General features: G+C 38.3%; 15 protein-coding genes and 4 pseudogenes. 12 read left to right on the top strand and 7 right to left on the bottom strand.

The annotated features are described in order from the left end of the window. The first annotated feature begins 555 nt into the window (after positions 1-555). Positions 556-720 (top strand): transposase family protein, encoded by a 165-nt coding sequence (locus HWQ43_RS17105; protein ID WP_366932845.1) that lies wholly within the window; start codon positions 556-558, stop codon positions 718-720. Positions 721-910: 190 nt separating this feature from the next. Here the strand turns inward: HWQ43_RS17105 and HWQ43_RS17100 are convergent, their stop codons facing one another. Continuing rightward, positions 911-1,072 carry a hypothetical protein gene (locus HWQ43_RS17100; protein ID WP_292736152.1) on the bottom strand — a complete coding sequence of 54 codons (162 nt, stop codon included), beginning with the start codon at positions 1,070-1,072 and terminating at the stop codon, positions 911-913. Between the two features lie 960 nt (positions 1,073-2,032). Between HWQ43_RS17100 and HWQ43_RS17095 the strand changes: the two genes are divergently transcribed. From HWQ43_RS17095 to HWQ43_RS17075, 5 genes and pseudogenes are all read left to right on the top strand, one after another. Beyond that, positions 2,033-3,193 carry an AAA-like domain-containing protein gene (locus HWQ43_RS17095; RefSeq protein WP_292736149.1) on the top strand — a complete coding sequence of 387 codons (1,161 nt, stop codon included), beginning with the start codon at positions 2,033-2,035 and terminating at the stop codon, positions 3,191-3,193. Positions 3,194-3,768: 575 nt separating this feature from the next. Further along, entirely contained in the window at positions 3,769-5,184 is a 1,416-nt protein-coding gene (locus HWQ43_RS17090; RefSeq protein WP_292736146.1) for an AAA-like domain-containing protein, read from the top strand. A 140-nt stretch (positions 5,185-5,324) separates the two neighbouring features. Next, on the top strand, positions 5,325-5,525 hold the full coding sequence (locus HWQ43_RS17085) for a hypothetical protein (RefSeq protein ID WP_292736143.1): 201 nt from the start codon (positions 5,325-5,327) through the stop codon (positions 5,523-5,525). A gap of 93 nt (positions 5,526-5,618) precedes the next feature. Next, positions 5,619-5,981 (top strand): annotated as a pseudogene (locus HWQ43_RS17080) (D-alanine--D-alanine ligase); the annotation flags it as partial. Between the two features lie 311 nt (positions 5,982-6,292). Further along, the gene (locus HWQ43_RS17075) at positions 6,293-7,204 is read left to right on the top strand and encodes a beta-1,6-N-acetylglucosaminyltransferase (RefSeq protein ID WP_292736140.1); all 912 of its coding nucleotides are present in this window, start codon (positions 6,293-6,295) and stop codon (positions 7,202-7,204) included. A gap of 121 nt (positions 7,205-7,325) precedes the next feature. Here HWQ43_RS17075 and HWQ43_RS17070 read toward each other — a convergent pair whose 3' ends face one another. The 5 genes and pseudogenes from HWQ43_RS17070 to HWQ43_RS17050 all read right to left on the bottom strand — a co-directional run bounded on the left by HWQ43_RS17070 (position 7,326) and on the right by HWQ43_RS17050 (position 12,005). Beyond that, positions 7,326-8,129 carry a phytanoyl-CoA dioxygenase family protein gene (locus tag HWQ43_RS17070; protein ID WP_292736138.1) on the bottom strand — a complete coding sequence of 268 codons (804 nt, stop codon included), beginning with the start codon at positions 8,127-8,129 and terminating at the stop codon, positions 7,326-7,328. Positions 8,130-8,420: 291 nt separating this feature from the next. Beyond that, a complete protein-coding gene (locus HWQ43_RS17065) occupies positions 8,421-9,866 on the bottom strand; it encodes an MFS transporter (protein ID WP_292736135.1) in 1,446 nt (481 codons plus the stop codon). Positions 9,867-10,117: 251 nt separating this feature from the next. Further along, positions 10,118-11,448, bottom strand: a pseudogene (locus tag HWQ43_RS17060) (IS701 family transposase). Between the two features lie 89 nt (positions 11,449-11,537). Further along, the gene (locus tag HWQ43_RS17055; protein ID WP_292736132.1) at positions 11,538-11,759 is read right to left on the bottom strand and encodes a response regulator; all 222 of its coding nucleotides are present in this window, start codon (positions 11,757-11,759) and stop codon (positions 11,538-11,540) included. A gap of 81 nt (positions 11,760-11,840) precedes the next feature. Next, positions 11,841-12,005, bottom strand: a complete 165-nt coding sequence (locus HWQ43_RS17050; protein WP_292736129.1) for a hypothetical protein — start codon at positions 12,003-12,005, stop codon at positions 11,841-11,843. 60 nt (positions 12,006-12,065) lie between these two features. Between HWQ43_RS17050 and HWQ43_RS17045 the strand changes: the two are divergent. The 4 genes and pseudogenes from HWQ43_RS17045 to HWQ43_RS17035 form a co-directional block, all read left to right on the top strand. Then, positions 12,066-12,209, top strand: a pseudogene (locus tag HWQ43_RS17045) (ISKra4 family transposase); the annotation flags it as partial. 27 nt (positions 12,210-12,236) lie between these two features. After that, positions 12,237-12,493 (top strand): annotated as a pseudogene (locus HWQ43_RS17040) (IS4 family transposase); the annotation flags it as partial. A 66-nt stretch (positions 12,494-12,559) separates the two neighbouring features. Continuing rightward, the gene (locus HWQ43_RS33800) at positions 12,560-12,742 is read left to right on the top strand and encodes a hypothetical protein (protein WP_366932844.1); all 183 of its coding nucleotides are present in this window, start codon (positions 12,560-12,562) and stop codon (positions 12,740-12,742) included. Between the two features lie 110 nt (positions 12,743-12,852). After that, entirely contained in the window at positions 12,853-13,134 is a 282-nt protein-coding gene (locus HWQ43_RS17035) for a hypothetical protein (protein ID WP_292736126.1), read from the top strand. 33 nt (positions 13,135-13,167) lie between these two features. Here HWQ43_RS17035 and HWQ43_RS17030 read toward each other — a convergent pair whose 3' ends face one another. Further along, on the bottom strand, positions 13,168-14,997 hold the full coding sequence (locus HWQ43_RS17030) for a DUF4157 domain-containing protein (protein WP_292736123.1): 1,830 nt from the start codon (positions 14,995-14,997) through the stop codon (positions 13,168-13,170). 520 nt (positions 14,998-15,517) lie between these two features. On the opposite strand from HWQ43_RS17030, the gene HWQ43_RS17025 reads away from it, so the two are divergent. Both HWQ43_RS17025 and HWQ43_RS33795 read left to right on the top strand, forming a co-directional pair. Next, positions 15,518-16,267 (top strand): hypothetical protein, encoded by a 750-nt coding sequence (locus HWQ43_RS17025; protein WP_366932843.1) that lies wholly within the window; start codon positions 15,518-15,520, stop codon positions 16,265-16,267. Between the two features lie 60 nt (positions 16,268-16,327). Next, complete coding sequence (locus HWQ43_RS33795; protein ID WP_366932842.1) at positions 16,328-16,462, top strand: hypothetical protein; 135 nt, start codon at positions 16,328-16,330, stop codon at positions 16,460-16,462. The last annotated feature ends 74 nt before the right edge of the window (positions 16,463-16,536 follow it).

Genomic DNA, 16,536 nt, shown 5'->3' with positions numbered 1-16,536 from the left:
CATTGGAAGTATTAGAACTGTTTTTCTTGGCTAATATCTAGTTTTTGTACCAAGATATATTTCCCTCTTAGGATAGTTAAAATAGCTAAATATAATTATCCTCAAAGTGAGTTAAGATTAACTAACAAATAGCCATTAAAATTATTTATTAAAAACTTAATTTTTTTTGAATTTTAAATACCTTGGTTATTATTAAAATTTTATGGACTAAATTCATTTTTTCAGTCTGATTTTTTGCTCCTCTGTAATCAGTAAATTTTTAATTTATTTGAGGATAACTTGAACAAGTTTGGTTTTGTTACGTTCTTTATGAATAGCTTTAATAAACTTGTCGCTTAATAAGGTAAAGTGAAGTATTATCGACTGGAATGAAATACGAAAGTGCTAGATAACAATCGGGTACTAAAAGTAGACCGCTTACTGAGGGCATTTACTGGGCTAAACCACAAGGCATTTGATGAACTTTTACAAACGTTTGAAATTGTACTCAATCAGGAGGTGTAGCTTGCCGCCGTAGGCATCGCCTCATCTAGAAAAAAGCTACGGAAACGTTCCTTGCGAGGAGCCAAAAAGGCGAGATTGCGACGAGTAGAAGACAAGCTATTTTTCATATTGTTCTATTTCAAGTGTTATCCTATCTTTGATGTCGCAGGGGTGTTGTTTGACCTACCCCGCAGTCAGACACATCGTTGGATGCTAAAACTACAATCTTGTTATTAATTTGTAAGCAACATCATAATTTATTTTTAATCATCCAGTAGATATATTCAGATACATAATCCCAGTTTTTTAAATAAGATGCAAGACCAGTTAAGACATTTAAGAAGATATTTAAGAAAACAGTTAAGAAAGTTAGGAAATTTAGGAAAGTTAAGAACATAGATATTTTAAAGTATACGCCTTATGTAAATTAAGCCACAGGATGTTGTTCAAAAGTAAGGACATCAATGCCTAAACGCTTCATTTTTCGACTGGTACACCACCCATAATCAACACAGCCTTTTTGCTGATACCAATCATCTACTAGCACAAAAATTGTGGTCAACAGGGTTGAGCCGTCTACCATATTCATTGGGAGACCTTAAGCTTTGGTGTGCTTAGTTTGCCTGGTAATAAGGATGAGCCTGTGGTCGATAGATTCCATTTTAAAAACACTTAATGGATTAAAAAGTGTAATAGTTGCTAAAGCAAAACGTCAAAAAGTAAATTTCAAGACCAGTTATAAATTTAAGTAAGTTCAAGCTTTTTATTATTAGGTAATAATCGCATTTTCTTGATTTATAATGGTTGGTCGTTATTTTAGGAATTTTTTAGTTCAAAACACAACTTACTTATTTTTTTATTAACTGGCTTAACTAATACTGCTCGCTTAAGCTCTTTGGGCATTATAGACAAGAATATATCAAGGGTTTGAGCCGAATGGCACTAAGAAAAGCTGAAATCTGATCAGGGCAGGGTGTAGGGGGTAGGGTGTAGGGTCTAGTTTTAAGACAATTAAATTTTAGTTGCGTCAAGGAGTTCACCATCTTCTTAATTCCCCACACCCCACACCCTTTCATCCAGCTATATCATGGCTTTGCGCTTAACTTAGTACCATTCGGTTTGAGCCTACTTTTTTTTTAACCGAGCAGTATTCCTGTCTTAACTATCTCAATAATTTACTTAAAGGTCTTAACTTTCCTTGATTTTTATTTTTAGCTAAGAGAAGATAAGTCTGCAAATAATATAGTGATTAAGTTTGGCACTATCTCTTGAGCGATCGCTCTTTAGTTATCTAAAGTTTATAATTTTCCTCCAAAAATTTGCTTTTTTCATAGAATAATTAAGATTGAAATATAGCATAAAACTTAAGAATAAACTATTCCCTGAGAGTAATGAAATAGGGAAACCGCTATCAGATAATGTGAGGAAAGTTAAGCCAGAGTAAAAGCAATGGTAATCATAGTTAAATTATATTAAAATATTGTTTCGTTTAAATATAGCATCGATTACAAAAGTACAAGTATTCCTATTGATGGGAATTGACTGGACTATGAGATATCAGGTTGGTGGTAGCCTGAAGTATGATGACTCTACATATATTGTCCGTCAAGCAGACGAACAACTTTATACTGGATTAAAAACAGGAGATTTTTGTTACGTTTTCGACTCCCACCAAACAGGTAAATCATCTCTACTACACCGGACTATTCATCGCTTAGAAAAAGAAAATCATATATGTGTTTATCTGAGTTTAGCTCTATTAGGTACTAATCAAATTATACCTATACAATGGTATAAAGGCATTATTTTTAGCCTGTTTCACAAGTTAAATCTGACAAAACGGGTCAACTTTGAGAGTTGGTGGGAGCAACAATCAGAGCTTGAGCCAGTACAACGACTGTATCAATTTATTGAACAGGTGTTCCTGAAAGAAATTAAAAATAATCGCATTTTCATCTTTATCGATAATATTAGTAGTTTACTAAGTTTGAATTTCCCGGTCGACGATTTTTTTATCTGGATTCGTTACTGTTATGAGCAGCAAGCACACAACCCAAGTTTTCAATGCTTGGGTTTTGCTTTGTTTGGTGTAGCCAGCCCATCTAACCTAATTGCTGATCGACATCGAACTCCCTTTAACATTGGTCAAGCGATTAAGTTATGTGACTTTCAATTACATGAAGCTATGCCCCTGCTCGAAGGCTTAGAAGAAGTATTCAGCCAGCCACAAGTAATATTGCAGCATATTATTCATTGGACAAGAGGACAACCGTTTCTCACCCAAAAGCTTTGTCAGTTAGTTGTGCAAGTTGTCTTAGAAAGTTATAAGGAAACAATTACCATACCGAAGGGTGCTGAAGGATATTGGGTAGAACAATTGGTGCGATCGCGGATTATTCAACATTGGGAATTCCAAGATGAACCTGAACATCTCCGTACCATAAGAAATCGCTTACTTTTTGATGAACACAAAGCAGGAAAGCTATTAAATATTTACCAACGCGTGTTACAAGTAGAGGAACTAAGGAATAGGAACGCGATAGATAACTTGATACCAGCCGATAATAGTGAAGAACAGACAGAGCTGTTGCTATCTGGTTTGGTGGAAAATTATAACGGCTATCTGAGAGTTAAAAATTCGATTTATCGGAATGTTTTCACTCCTCAATGGGTATCAAGGCAGTTGGAAAATCTTCCCTTTTCTTGGTAGAAGCTAGTACTCAGAATACATTTGTTAGGCAAGCTCTGCATTGCTTGTTTGATAAACAAGTATAAAATGCTATTAAATAATACACCATTTACTCGTATATCTTTGGAGTTTACTTGCTTGTGCATAATTTCTGTGAATTTTTCAACTAAGTCGTGATTGTAGGTAGTTCCACAACTACTAATATTTAGTATTTAAAGTTCTACTAAAGCGATAATATTTTTGCAACACCCCAACAAAAAGTCATAAATTATACAAGTTAAAAATATTACATTATTTAATCACATTTGTACAAATTCAAGTAAATACAAGGGCTTCATTTTTCTAGACAGTTTTTGCAAGATAACCATCAAAACAGCGAGTGGAAAAGTAGGAAAAGTAGGATAAATAGATCATTGATGTCAGTGTTTACTATCAAGCTAATATAATGTAACTTAGTTGATTAGAGTTCCAATGGATTGTAGAAAAAATTAAATAATAGTGTATCAAAAATTGCTACGCTGAATTCCAGTTTCAGTAGGCAAATAGAAAAAATTATCGCTTGTGACACTCATTTATCATAAATATCTGGAACAGCAATGTATAAAACTAAACGTAAACGGGGAGTTGTACTAACTTCCACAGGAATTAAACGGTTACAATCAGCAATTCTTTCTGTGGAGATAGTAGAAAATAAAGGCGAACACTTGAGTTTAGAAGAAATAAGCTCGCGCATTAATGTTTCTAGTAGAACTTTGAGTAAATTATGGTCTTTAAGTGAAAGTGTAGATCAAAAGACTATAAAAATCTGCTTTAGCGCTTTTAATCTAGAATTACATAGCGAAGACTACACCATAGTCAACAAAGCAAATGAGACTGAAACATCTGAGTTATTGTCTATTATAAATATAGAAGAAGATTTATCTCAACGTTCCGAATTAACCTCATTTGTCGAAGAACATCACACACAAACTGAACAGATAGAAAATCTTTGGTCATACCCGGATGGTCCCGTACCTTTAAATTCTCACTTTTATATTGAACGTCCTTCACTAGAGAGAAAAGTTTATCGAGAAATAACTACTAGTGGCTGCGTGATTCGGATTAGGTCTCCCAAACAAATGGGTAAAAGTTCCCTTGTATTGCGGCTTTGTGACTTTGCACAGAAACTTGGGTATCAGACTGTGAATTTGAATTGCTATCAATTCGATAATGAGTGTTTAACTGATTTAAATAAACTGTTGCATCGTCTTTGCTGGAAAATTGCAACAGGGTTAGGTATAGACCCAAACCTTAAGGAAAAGTGGAATGAAGAAATTGGCTACAACTTGAGGAGCGGCTTCTATTTAGAAAACTATTTGCTCGAACAATGTCAAACCCCAGTGGTTTTAGTGTTGAATGAAGTTGACCGTTTTTTTGAATATCCTCACATTTGTCACGAGTTTTTTGCTTTGTTGAGGTCATGGTGTGAGGAAGCACGACACAATCCCAACTGGCAAAAGCTGAGGTTAGTAATGGTTTACTCAACCGAAGACTATATCTCTATGGATATTAACCTCTCTCCTTTTAATATTGGTCTACCTATTCGTCTAAACGATTTTACTCAACCACAAGTAGAAGATTTAGCTAGGCGGTATAGTTTAGACTCGTTTAAAGCTAAAGATTTTGCCAAGCTGATGTCACTAGTAGGAGGACATCCCGCACTAATTCAGATTAGTTTGTACTATCTTTGCTCTCAAGAAATGACCCTGCAAGAAATAATAGAGGATGCGATGGCTAATGGCGGCATCTACCGCGATCATTTATGGCGACACTGGAGGAAACTGCAAGAAAATCCTAGATTAGCAAAGACCTATGCTGAAATTTTGGCAGCAAAGGAGGATATTTCTCTTAACCCTATTGAGGCTTATAAGCTTGAAAGTTTGGGATTAATTTGCTTTGAAGGCGATCGCGTTTTACCACGTTGCGAACTTTACCGTGCCTATTTTGCCAAGCAACTATGTACAATTGTTTGATAGAGCGACAGTAAGGCACTCAATATCAAGTACCGTTACATAAAACTATGCTGTAAAACTTGCAATACTTACTTTCAATAATTTGTCTACAAATTACTAGTCATTATGTTAATGTCTTTATTTGATAATCACACTTAGATATGAGATATCAAGTAGGGGGTAGTCTTCGCAGTGACGACCCCACATATGTTACCCGTCAGGCAGATGAACAACTCTATGTCAGCTTGAAAGCTGGCAATTTCTGTTATGTCTTCAACTCTCGTCAGATGGGCAAGTCATCGTTACTACAACGCACAAGTTATCGTCTTAAGGAAGAAGGGCATTTTAGTAAAGACTCTTAGATATAAAGCTGCTGTAGCCTCTACTAATCACAGAGGTAAATCATAACTCGCTTAACACTGTATAAATTTTAACGGTAGATAGAAAGATAAATCATGCCAGCACTTCGTATTCTTCAATTAGTTGGGTCTGCACAGGATGATTTTTACTGTGATTTATCACGCCTTTACGCCCAAGATTGTCTAGCAGCAATGGCAGAGCGATCGCAGTATGATTTTCAGATTGCATATATCACACCCGATCGCCAGTGGCGATTTCCTACCTCCCTCAGTCCAGAAGATATTGCTGACACCAAACCAATTCCTCTGTTTGAAGCTATAGAGTTTATAACGGCACAAAACATTGACCTTGTGTTACCACAAATGTTTTGCATTCCTGGAATGACTCACTACCGCGCCTTATTTGACCAGATGAAGATCCCTTACATTAGTAATACTCCAGATATTATGGCGATCGCTGATTAAGAGGTTAGTTAAGGTAGCGATCACTTTCAAAAGGTTTTTAATTCCTAATTTCTTACTCCATCTACTTTCTAAGATTCAAAGCGATTGCCTTCTCTTTTGCTTCTTTTATGGTTGCTCCTACGCCAACAAAGACGCTAATGCTTTCCCAGACAAATATTTTAAAGAGTTCATACAACTTAATTATAGGAATTCGCTCTGTATTTTTGAATTTACTTGCGTGGGAAGGCAAGAGGCAATAGGCAATAGTAAAGAAGGCTTTTGAGTTGTACAGAGTTTTTTTCAAAAATCAAATAGGAGTCCTATATATGTCTAATTATCCTAGTAATTCAATAGGTTTTATTTTACTAACTCATACAAAACCTCTACAAATTTACAGATTGATAAATACGTTAAACAGGATGTTCAACTATCCTTTAATTGTGTGTCATCATGATTTCTCAAAATGTGATTTATCTGTAAATTCTCTGACAAAAAACGTCTTATTAGTACGTCCTTACCTACAGACAGAATGGGCGAACTTTACTTTAGTAGAAGCTACAGTACAGGCACTACAACTGATGTGTGAGGTTCCAGATGCACCGGATTGGGTTGTATTACTAAGTGGAGCAGACTATCCCATTAAAACTGCAAAGCAAATATTGGACGATTTAGCCTCAAACCCTTATGATGCTTATATTCAGTATGAGCAAATCACATATAAAATTTATAAAGACGATTTAACACCAAATATGTTATGGCTGAAAAATTCCTATCAACGATATTGTACAAAGTCATTTTCTTTTAATTTATCAAAAAAATACTTTGCTCAACTAAATCTAGAAATACGCTTAGAACACCCACTATTAACAAAAGCTTTCCTTCCTTTTTCTAATAAACTAGCTTGCTTCAGTGGAAGTCAATGGTTTTGCACCAATCGCAAAGCTGCCGAATACATTATTAATTTCCACAGTCAGAAAAATGCTTTAACTTTGTACTACAGTAATCTTAAGTATACAGACGAGTCATATTTTCAAACTATACTTGCTAATGCACCTCACCTTCAACTAAAAAATGACCGTCGCCGATATATTGATTGGTCAAATGGAGGACCTCATCCAAAAGTGTTAGTAATGGAAGATTTGCCTAATCTAATTGCATCATCTGCTCATTTTGCTCGGAAATTTGACATTGATACAGATAGCAATATTCTCGATGAACTTGATAGGATTACATCCTAATATTCACTTAAAATTATGAGCAACTCAGCTAAATAAATTCCAACTAGGTTGCTACTAAGTTGAGGAAAATTTTCATAAGCGTATCCTAAACAGATAGCAGCAACCACCTGTAAATTTAGGACTAACGATGCACTTCAACTCTAGGAAACATATCGCAGTCTATTGGCTCACCAGGTTTTTTGGCTTTGAATGAATTAAATTCTGGGAGATCAATTTCTTCAAGAGGTCTGAAAGGCCATGCTTTCGGGCGGTGATAGTAAGTAACATCATCACCAGTCCAATTCGTTACAACTGCACGGCGTTGGGTGGAAGATATGTTAGTTACTGAATGATGAATTGTGAGAAAATCATGAACCAAGCAATCTCCAGGCTCCATATCCCAAGACAAAATTTCGTGAGGCTCTGGCTCTACAAACCAGGAAGGGTTTGCTCCTTCACGTAACTCTTTACCCCATTGATGAGAAGCTTTTATATACTCTAATCGACCATTTTCTTGGTTCGCGCTATCTAAAGCCAGCCAAATTTTACAACACTGCCAACCTTGTATAGGCCAGTAAGGTAGGTCATTGTGCCATCCTACACGGCTGTTTACTTTCGGCTTTTTAACAAAAAAACCGTCGCTCAAAAAGTTTAGTTTTTCTGATTTTAATACTTGAGCAGCAAGCTTTGCTAGCGGAGATTCAAAAGCCAAAGCACGGAAATCAGCATCAGTGAGCCATAAGCTACTAGTATGCTCCACACGTCCTGCTGGTCTGGGGATGCCTTTAGCTTCCAGAGGGCCAGGAATTAATACATTTCTGTCAACAGCTGTTCGTATCCGTTCTACCCAGATATCATCCAAAACATTTTTGACGCAGATAACGCCGTCTTGCTCAAAAGCTTCAATTTGCTGAAGACTGATTTTTGATGTGTCTACCTTAAGCATCCTAATTTTTTTAGATTTTGAAATTTAACTTATTTGAATTAGATAAGCTAATTGGCATTCAGATTGCATCTTGAAACAGGAATTATAACCAGACTGCAAATTAAATGCATATTAGCTTATGTAACAACATATTTAAAGAACATGATTCACTAACATGAACTTTTTAACTATGTTACAAAGCTTTTCTAGTATAGAGTAGAGATATAAGTTATAAATTCTTTCTGTAGTTAGATAAATATCGAGATTGAGTGTAACATTGTTTATTTACATCCGTAACCAATAAATTTTAGCCTAACTACCCAAATCTTTTTTTACAATGAGTGGAACAAGTGATGCTAGTCGTAATATACCAGATACAATGAACACTTCCGCTATGCCAAAAGACCCAGCAAATTGAGCGATTAAGCCACCTATAGTTGCTCCTAAAGCACCACTTGCTCCCGCAACAGCTGCTGCTGTTGCAAAATAGATAGACTGATTTTTTACCGTTGCAATCTCTATCTGAAGATTGTTGCTGCACAAGTCAATTGCTCCCCAATTACCCCCAATAAATATGTGTAATAGCGGCAACCACAGCCAGAGATCGAGAGGACTAGAACCAATCCTCAGCCACAACCAGGGTATAATTGCAATTAGAATTCCACTATAAATTAAAATCGGACGATTGCCTATTTTATCTGATAATCTACCCCACAGAATGAGCATCAGCATGTGTGCCCCTGCACGCAGGCTGTTATAGAAAGTTACCCAACTCACATCCAGGTTTAGCGTATCTAACAAGTAGAGATTAAAAAACGGGGCACTCAGGTTAACAGCAAGTGTCCATGAGCCGAAATAAAGCAGAAACACCAAAAAATTAGAGTTTTTCCAAATACTGGTATCTATCTTCTTTTGGGGAGTTGGTATTTGCGGCAGACAGATGGCTTCAGATATCTCACCAGGTTCATTTGGTGTCGAGTCTGACTTAATCTCACTTGTTTGAAATGAGTTAGCATAATAAGTATTTTGTAATTGGGGATTTATATCTACCTGGAAATACTGACACCCCAAACTCACAATTCCAAAGATAATGCCTAAGAGCAAAATCACCCCATAACCTTGGATAGTTCCCCCATACCAATGTGATACAACTAGACCAGCTATTGGCAAACTGACCAATTCGGTTAAATTAGCAATACTATTTCGTAACCCGAAATATCTTCCTCGCAATCGTCGTGGCACTAACATTGCTATCCAACTAAACCACGATGCAGTTCCTAGTCCTCCTAAAAGATGGCTGCATACGAGAATAAAAAGTGACAATATCACTAATTGGTTGGAATTAAGCCCTCCCCAACTAAAGCTAACAATGCCAATTACTAAAATCAACCACAGTAGCCGAGCAATCCCATGAGTGCGAAGGGAGTACTGAAAGCGGCTAGTGCTGCGTTCAGACAAATAAGCACCCATCGGCTGAAAGAGATTCACCAACATGGGGATAGAACTCACCATGCCAAATACCATCGGAGTGGCATCTAATTCCACCAAAAAATTACCTAGTAAAATTCCGCCGGTGCCAATAGAGAAAACTGCTGCGAAAATACCATCGACAGTGGAAGCTCTCAAACTGCTGCGAATAGCATCTTTAGAAATAGGAGGGTTGAGTGTTGAGGCTGGAGAGAGGGTTGTTAATGGTGAGGCAATCTGAGCAATTTCTATAGGAAGAGGCGCACCTGTTTCAACCTGATAAGAATCCATAAATCTAGTATTTAATAAAATGATAGCAAAGCATCTTAAATTAAATAGGACTTACGCATTAACTATGAAATGTAGGGGCGATACCCTACGGGAAGCCGCAACTCTTAGAGACGCTTTGCGTAGCTTGCTTCTCTGTAGGAGTATGCGTCTACATGAATTGCCCCTACCGTACAAGTCTATTTTCTATAAAAGAATGATTAATAACCCTCTTCTGTCACTCTCCGGGATGAGCAAGTAGTAACTAAGTGAAATTATCCAGAAGCATAATAGGGTTTAAATTGATTCATTCCACTAATTAATTGATTGAATTCCAGCAATAAATTAGAATTTTGGAAAATATGTATCCAGGGATAAATCAACCAAAATAATAATAGTGGTTGGGCAATGAGACGCAAATTATTTAAAGTATTTTTCCATCCGGATTCATGATTCCATTGTTGATGATTAGAAAAATCAGCATCACTATTTTCTTGTAACTCAGGTTCAATTTTACGAGATAAATTTAAGCCTAACAAGGCGGAAGAATTTAAACTAATCATTGTATAAACACAAAAAATAATTTCCCACCATCTATCAATATGTTGAAAATTTGTGAAACAATAATCTGTCCAGCCTAATTCCTGCTTACACTGTCGAAAACCATATTCTACCCAGGTTCTTAATCCATATAAATCACCTAAAGTTTTCTTGAGATTACCTTGAAGATTTGTCATCACAAAATAAGTAGAATTCTCTGGCATGGTTTCTGGATCAGTAGTTATTTCCCAGTAAGTTATGGCTTTTTTTTTACCATAAATTATTTCCCTAATGTATCTAATTTCTGATTTCTGATTGCTAAATGTTCTCTCTTTCTTTACACCACTTATTCGCCCTAACCCTCTGTCATGCTGGCAGCCAGACTCCATGATTATTTCTTATAGCTACGACATAATCTAATTTATATTCAGCTAGTTTTCTAATAAATTCGCTACTTTCACCATATAAACTATCCGCTAGTACTAATTTAATAGTAAAGCCTGATTCAATTAGCTCTGTAATAATTTCTGATGCTAACTCTCTTTTAGTTTTATATTTATCTCCTGATTTTAGCGCCCCTTTTGGTTTGAATATTTTTACACTTAAAGGAAAAGTTATATTAGAGTAAAGTCCATAAGCATTGACTGCAAACGTTACCATTATCAACTTTTCCGACACTCCCTAAATATTGTCTGGCTACATAATCAGTCTTTCTACCTTTTTTCCTGTCTCCTGTCTCATCTATTACTACTGTAATCGCATTGCCATCTAATGCTTTTTTGAGTTTATTTAATCTTCGTTGTTTTAATTCCTCTACTGACCAATCTGAATTAGCTAAAAAATGATGTAATGACTGTGCAGAATTTATACTTACGGCTTTCGCTATCTCTGGTAACGATTTTCTTTTAATTGGTGACATTATTCCCAAATGTAAATATTTGAAGCACTCATAATTTCTTACTTCCTTAAACAGGTCTTTATACTCTGCACAATATTCATCTATAATGGCAACTGTTGGGTGGGCATCTCTTGCCACATGTTTCAGGATTTGTAATTCTACATCCATTGCCCTGCTTACCTTCCAGAGTTTTTTCTTTTAATCCTTTTATTCAGAATACTCGGAAAGTGACAGAAGAGGGTTACTTGAATATCGGCTCAATATCGGTTTGATTTAAGCAGGCTCACAATCGCGCTGACGAATTGTTCTGGCTCCAGGGGTTTCGTTAGGTGCATCTGAAATCCAGCTTGAAGTGTTCTTTTCTGGTCGATTTCTGCGGCATAAGCCGTCAGCGCGATCGCGGGAGTCGCTCCTCCCTGAGTTGGTGGACGCGATCGAATCTGCTGCATCAGCATATAGCCATCGATTTGAGGCGTCATTAATGCCACCACTTTTTTAATACTAATTGCTCCAATTACTGTAATTTTTGCACCGACGCTCGAAGACTCGCTAACGCTGCGCTATCGGTAAAATGGTTTTTGGTCGTATGCTCTTGTTCCTTGTTGCGAACGTGCATGAGTTCTTGCCAAACCTAGTAAAACTCCTGTCTCATCTAGAAATACTAAGTTCTCTGGAGCTATGTCTTTTGAGTATGGAGTTTTCCGTTCTTCTGAATAAGGTAGCAAAGGTAAATAAATGAGTCAGCAGGAAAAAAGTGATAATCAAAGCACCTGTAACCAAGAAAATGCAGTAAATCCAATTCTGTTGAATCTGCCGTTAAACAGGTTGATCGTCGCACTAAGATTTCTGGAGCACAATGGAAGCGAGAAAATGTACCTCAAGTCCTGGCCCATCGCTGTGCCTACCTCAATGGATTATTGTCGGTTTGAGCCACTTCAAAAACTGAGATGCTCCCAACTGCGGTGACTAATGCTGCTAATTTGGCATTCTTCATGGTCAATTTATCTCACCATCTCTCGCTGATTTCCGTCAACTCAATCCCGGCTCCGGCATTATTGACCTTAAAGCCTATTATCGCGGCTTTCGATATGTCCATGAAATGTTAAAAATGCTTCCAGAAATCCCTGAGCCTATTTTATTAACCCAGATTTTTGCCAAGCTTACTGCTTTAGGACGCATTCATAACGTTTCTACAGGCGTTGAACCCTCGTAAATTGGCAGAGGTATTGATGTTGAGCGTACTGAATTTAATTCAGTCAACTACAGTCCCGATGGTAAGTTGGTTATCAGTGGCGATAATCAAGGCAATATTAAATTGTGGAAATTGAATACTCAGCAGCAATCTCCCATTTGGACAGCTCATCAAAATTCGATCATTAGAAAAGTTGCTTTTAGTCCCGATGGCAAAATGTTTGCAACCGCAGCAGACGATGGAATAGTTAAATTATGGCAACTTGAATGATTCAATGAACGGCTGAAGTAGGCTTGTGACCAAAAGCGATCACTCATCAAACACCAGAGCTTCTAGAACAGGGAAATTCAGCTTCTCTAAGAGACGCTACGCGAACCTTGTTGGCTGGAAACTCGGTTTCGGGTATAGAAGTCAAAGCAGATCATGAGGGTGAAATTTCCGCCGCACTTGTACCAAATCCTGAAAAATGGTCGCATGAGGCGATAGTTGCGTGGTCAAATCTGCGACCTGTAAGAAGGAAAAAACTGAATCGAGCGGCGAATTCGGGCGAGAATCCGGGTTTTGACTTTTTGCAGGAGTGTTGGCGTGATGATCCGGCTTTGCAAATTGTGATTAAAAAATTCGCTTTAGAGCCAATTGTCAAGCTAAATCAAACGCTTTAGTTATGCTTCTGCGACTGATCACAGATATAGGTGTTAGCTTGCACGGTCAATCAGCTTCACCTGGGGATTTAATTGTTTAATGAGGTCCTTGCTTTTATGGAGATTTACGCTGAATATAGACTGGTCTAATCCCATTATGTCGTTCTGCTCACTCTTTCCGGTCAGCTTATTGTCTCTTGGGGCTCCGCCTTCACCCCCTCGGCTAATCTGGGTATAGTTCATCAGGTTCTGTGCCTTATTGGAGAACTCGAATTCAACCAATACATCGTCTTTTGCGTCACGCTTGGACATTGCAAAATAGTGCATGGCTTGCCCCAGTGATCCACCATGGCCATAGAGAATATTGCCAAGGTCATTGCTTTGAGTATAGTTGTTCCAGTTGGCCGCGCTCATAGTGCGGTAAATACGCAGAGTCTTGGTCTTACCAGTCCTCCCCACAGTTGGCTCATCGTTAGCTTCTGAGAATTGCCCGTCCTGATGATCTACCCCGATGACATTTTCCATGCCCAGCAACCTTAACTTTACGTCCTGCACAACCTGCCTGGCTAAATCTTGGTTATTGTCGAACGCTTTGATTCCATTGTATTTCCGCAGCATTGCCCTCATATCATTCCTCAACCCGTTAACACTTTCTCCGTCCTGGTCAAGGTAATTGTTCTTTGCGATTCTGGTTGCACTCTTTGAATTTCGCTGAAAAATTTCGTCCATCTTGCCCCATTGATTGATATAGGGTCTCGCGAGGTTATAGATGTCGCCGAGCAGTTGCTCGTTATAAGGTTTGTATCTTGTATCGCCAATCAAAATCTCCCTCTGGATAACTGGGGCAAAATAGCTGGCAGCAGAGGGTGCGAGTTTAAGATTTTGCGCGGCAGTGGGCTTGCTTCGAGCCTCATGTAATAACTTCGGTTGTGCAACCTCTTTCTGCTGTATAGCCTCTTCGATGGGTCTATTCGCATCTTTGTCTAATAACGGTTGTATCCCGTTCCCTCCACCTTGCTGCACAACGTGTGTAAGCTCATGTGCCAACAACTCCTGCCCTCCACGGCTTCCCGGCTGATACGCCCCTTGCCGAAAGAACACATCCTGCGCCGTAGTAAATGCCTTCGCCTGTATCGACTGGTTCAACTGATCCGCCTGAGAATCCGTATGCACACGCACGCCGCTAAAGTCAGCCCCAAACGCCTGCTCCATCGGTTCTCTGATACTATAGGCTAATGACTGTCCATCACCTCTTGCACTTTGTATCCCGGCTTCCACGTCAGCTGATGCAGCCATGCCACCATCAGCCACACGCTGCACCATCGGCTTCATCTGTAATTCTTCATCTTCAGGCAATTCCTGATGCTGAATATTTTCTACTGGCTTAGTTTGCAATTCCTCTTCTTCAGTTACAGTTTCTCGCTGAACTTGCTGGTTTGATTGCTGATGAATCCGTTGGACTACTTGGCGTGCGGTTTCGTCTGCTTCTTGCTCATACTTGTCCCCTGGCTGGCCAATTGTCAGCTTTGCTTGTATTGGTGTATCTTGCTTTCTCAGTGGAATATTAGCAATATTATGACCAAATCGGGTTGCATGTTCAAGTCGAGAATTCAATAATCCCTTCATCTTGGCTTGTAATAAAGTTAGGCGCTCCTGTCCTTCGGACGTAATCGAGCCAGACTTCGCTTGTATGGAAAGTCCAGTTGCTTCCATCTGTTTTTCTGCAAAGCCTTCATTCTCTATATCAGTCGGTGTTTTAGCTGCAACTGATGCTTTTTGGATTTCGCTACCAAATGGTCTATGCGCTAATTGTGGAGATGAATTTAGCGCTAAGGAATTGGAATAGATAGATGAGTCAGTCTTTGAAGATTTTGTTTTGTGCATTGTTTTTACAAGTCCAATAATTTACGTCAACCTGACATCAATCAGAGATATCAGGAAAATCTTGAATATCGTGTTTTGAAAATCTAGGTACTTATGGTTACAAAATGCCAAAAACCAACTATTGGATCATAACAGTCACGAAATTCTGTTCTAACAGGATTTTATAACTGTTTTTACATTCTTTAAAAACAGACAATTTAGCTATTTGATTTTTGCCCAACAACCAGATTTCGAGATTTCCTCCAGCTTTTATGCAATATTTCTATTTTCGTAACAGTCCTTAACGACTTTGATCTGAATATGCATAAGACAAGAACTTTCAATAACTTTATAAAAAAGAAGATATGTATAGTATTTTAAAAGATATTCGCTTCATATTAAGAGATTTTTATCTATCTGGTGGTAGAGATTACTATTCAGTAACGTGAAATTATATTAATAATAGAGTTTTTAACTATATAAATTAACAATTTTATGTATTAAGGCAAATAGCTCGTTTCAACTTTTTACAAATCATGCTTTGTTTGCGATCGCATCCCAAGAAAAACCCGTAGCCACTGCCGCCGATTTTGCTAAAGCAGTTCAGAAGGTTGTTCCAAAAAATACGTCGCCTACTAGAACCAGTAACACAAAACAAGAAAAAGTCAAAACGCAATTGTGTAATTCTGTCACTGTTTCTTCCCTTTCGCATCCTCGTTATGGAGATTCGGGAGTAATTGAGGCAGATGCACCAAATAACTATCAGCAGATTGTTACTTTCAGCGATGGTGAGAGGCTGCTGGTAAACAATGCTGATTTGGCTGATTTAAATGACGCAATTGTGTCCGAATCGAGTGGGCGGACTTACCCAAAAGAATATTCTGAGGCGATGTCTACGACGGGCTACGCCTACGCAGCACTCGAAGAACGCCATAAACAGGAACTAGAGCGACTTTCCCAGGAATTGAGGATTGGTTTGCAAACAGAGGCCACAGCCAAAGCAGAAGAACAAGTACAAGAGCAAATCCAATCTCTGCAAAACTTGTATAAGCAACAAAGGGAGCAAAACGTTCAGTTACAGCAACGCCTGGATGAGATGGAATCGCTACAGCAGTTAGAAATTGAGAATCAGCAACTTCAGCAACGTATCCAAGAATTGGAAAACGCGGTTGAACAGCGCCCTTCTCAAAAGTGGGGAAATACCATGACTCAAGCGACCAAAGCGTTAAACAAGCAAGTTAAACAAGCTCTGGAGAAAACCATTGATTTGCGATGCCTGCGGCGGGCGTAGCCATCGCTAGCCCAAGAACCCCCCAAGGAAAATGCCCAGGAATGTCTGCGGCTCATGGGCATGGCTTTGAAAAACTTAGCTAGTGCCATGAACAATACCCAGGCATTGGAGGCAGTTATCTATGACAACAGCACAGGCGGACTGTATTTTGACCTTGATGGCAGTGCGTCTGGGTTTACTCAGGTGGAATTCTAAGAACCTATCCCACTAATACCGAAATATGGTAATCTACTTCTCGTATGAGAGGGGTGTATCTGTGTATGGCTGGG

It is taken from the genome of Nostoc sp. JL31 (assembly GCF_017114965.1).
GTDB lineage: Bacteria > Cyanobacteriota > Cyanobacteriia > Cyanobacteriales > Nostocaceae > Nostoc > Nostoc punctiforme_A.
This window is presented reverse-complemented; position numbering and strand designations above follow the sequence as displayed.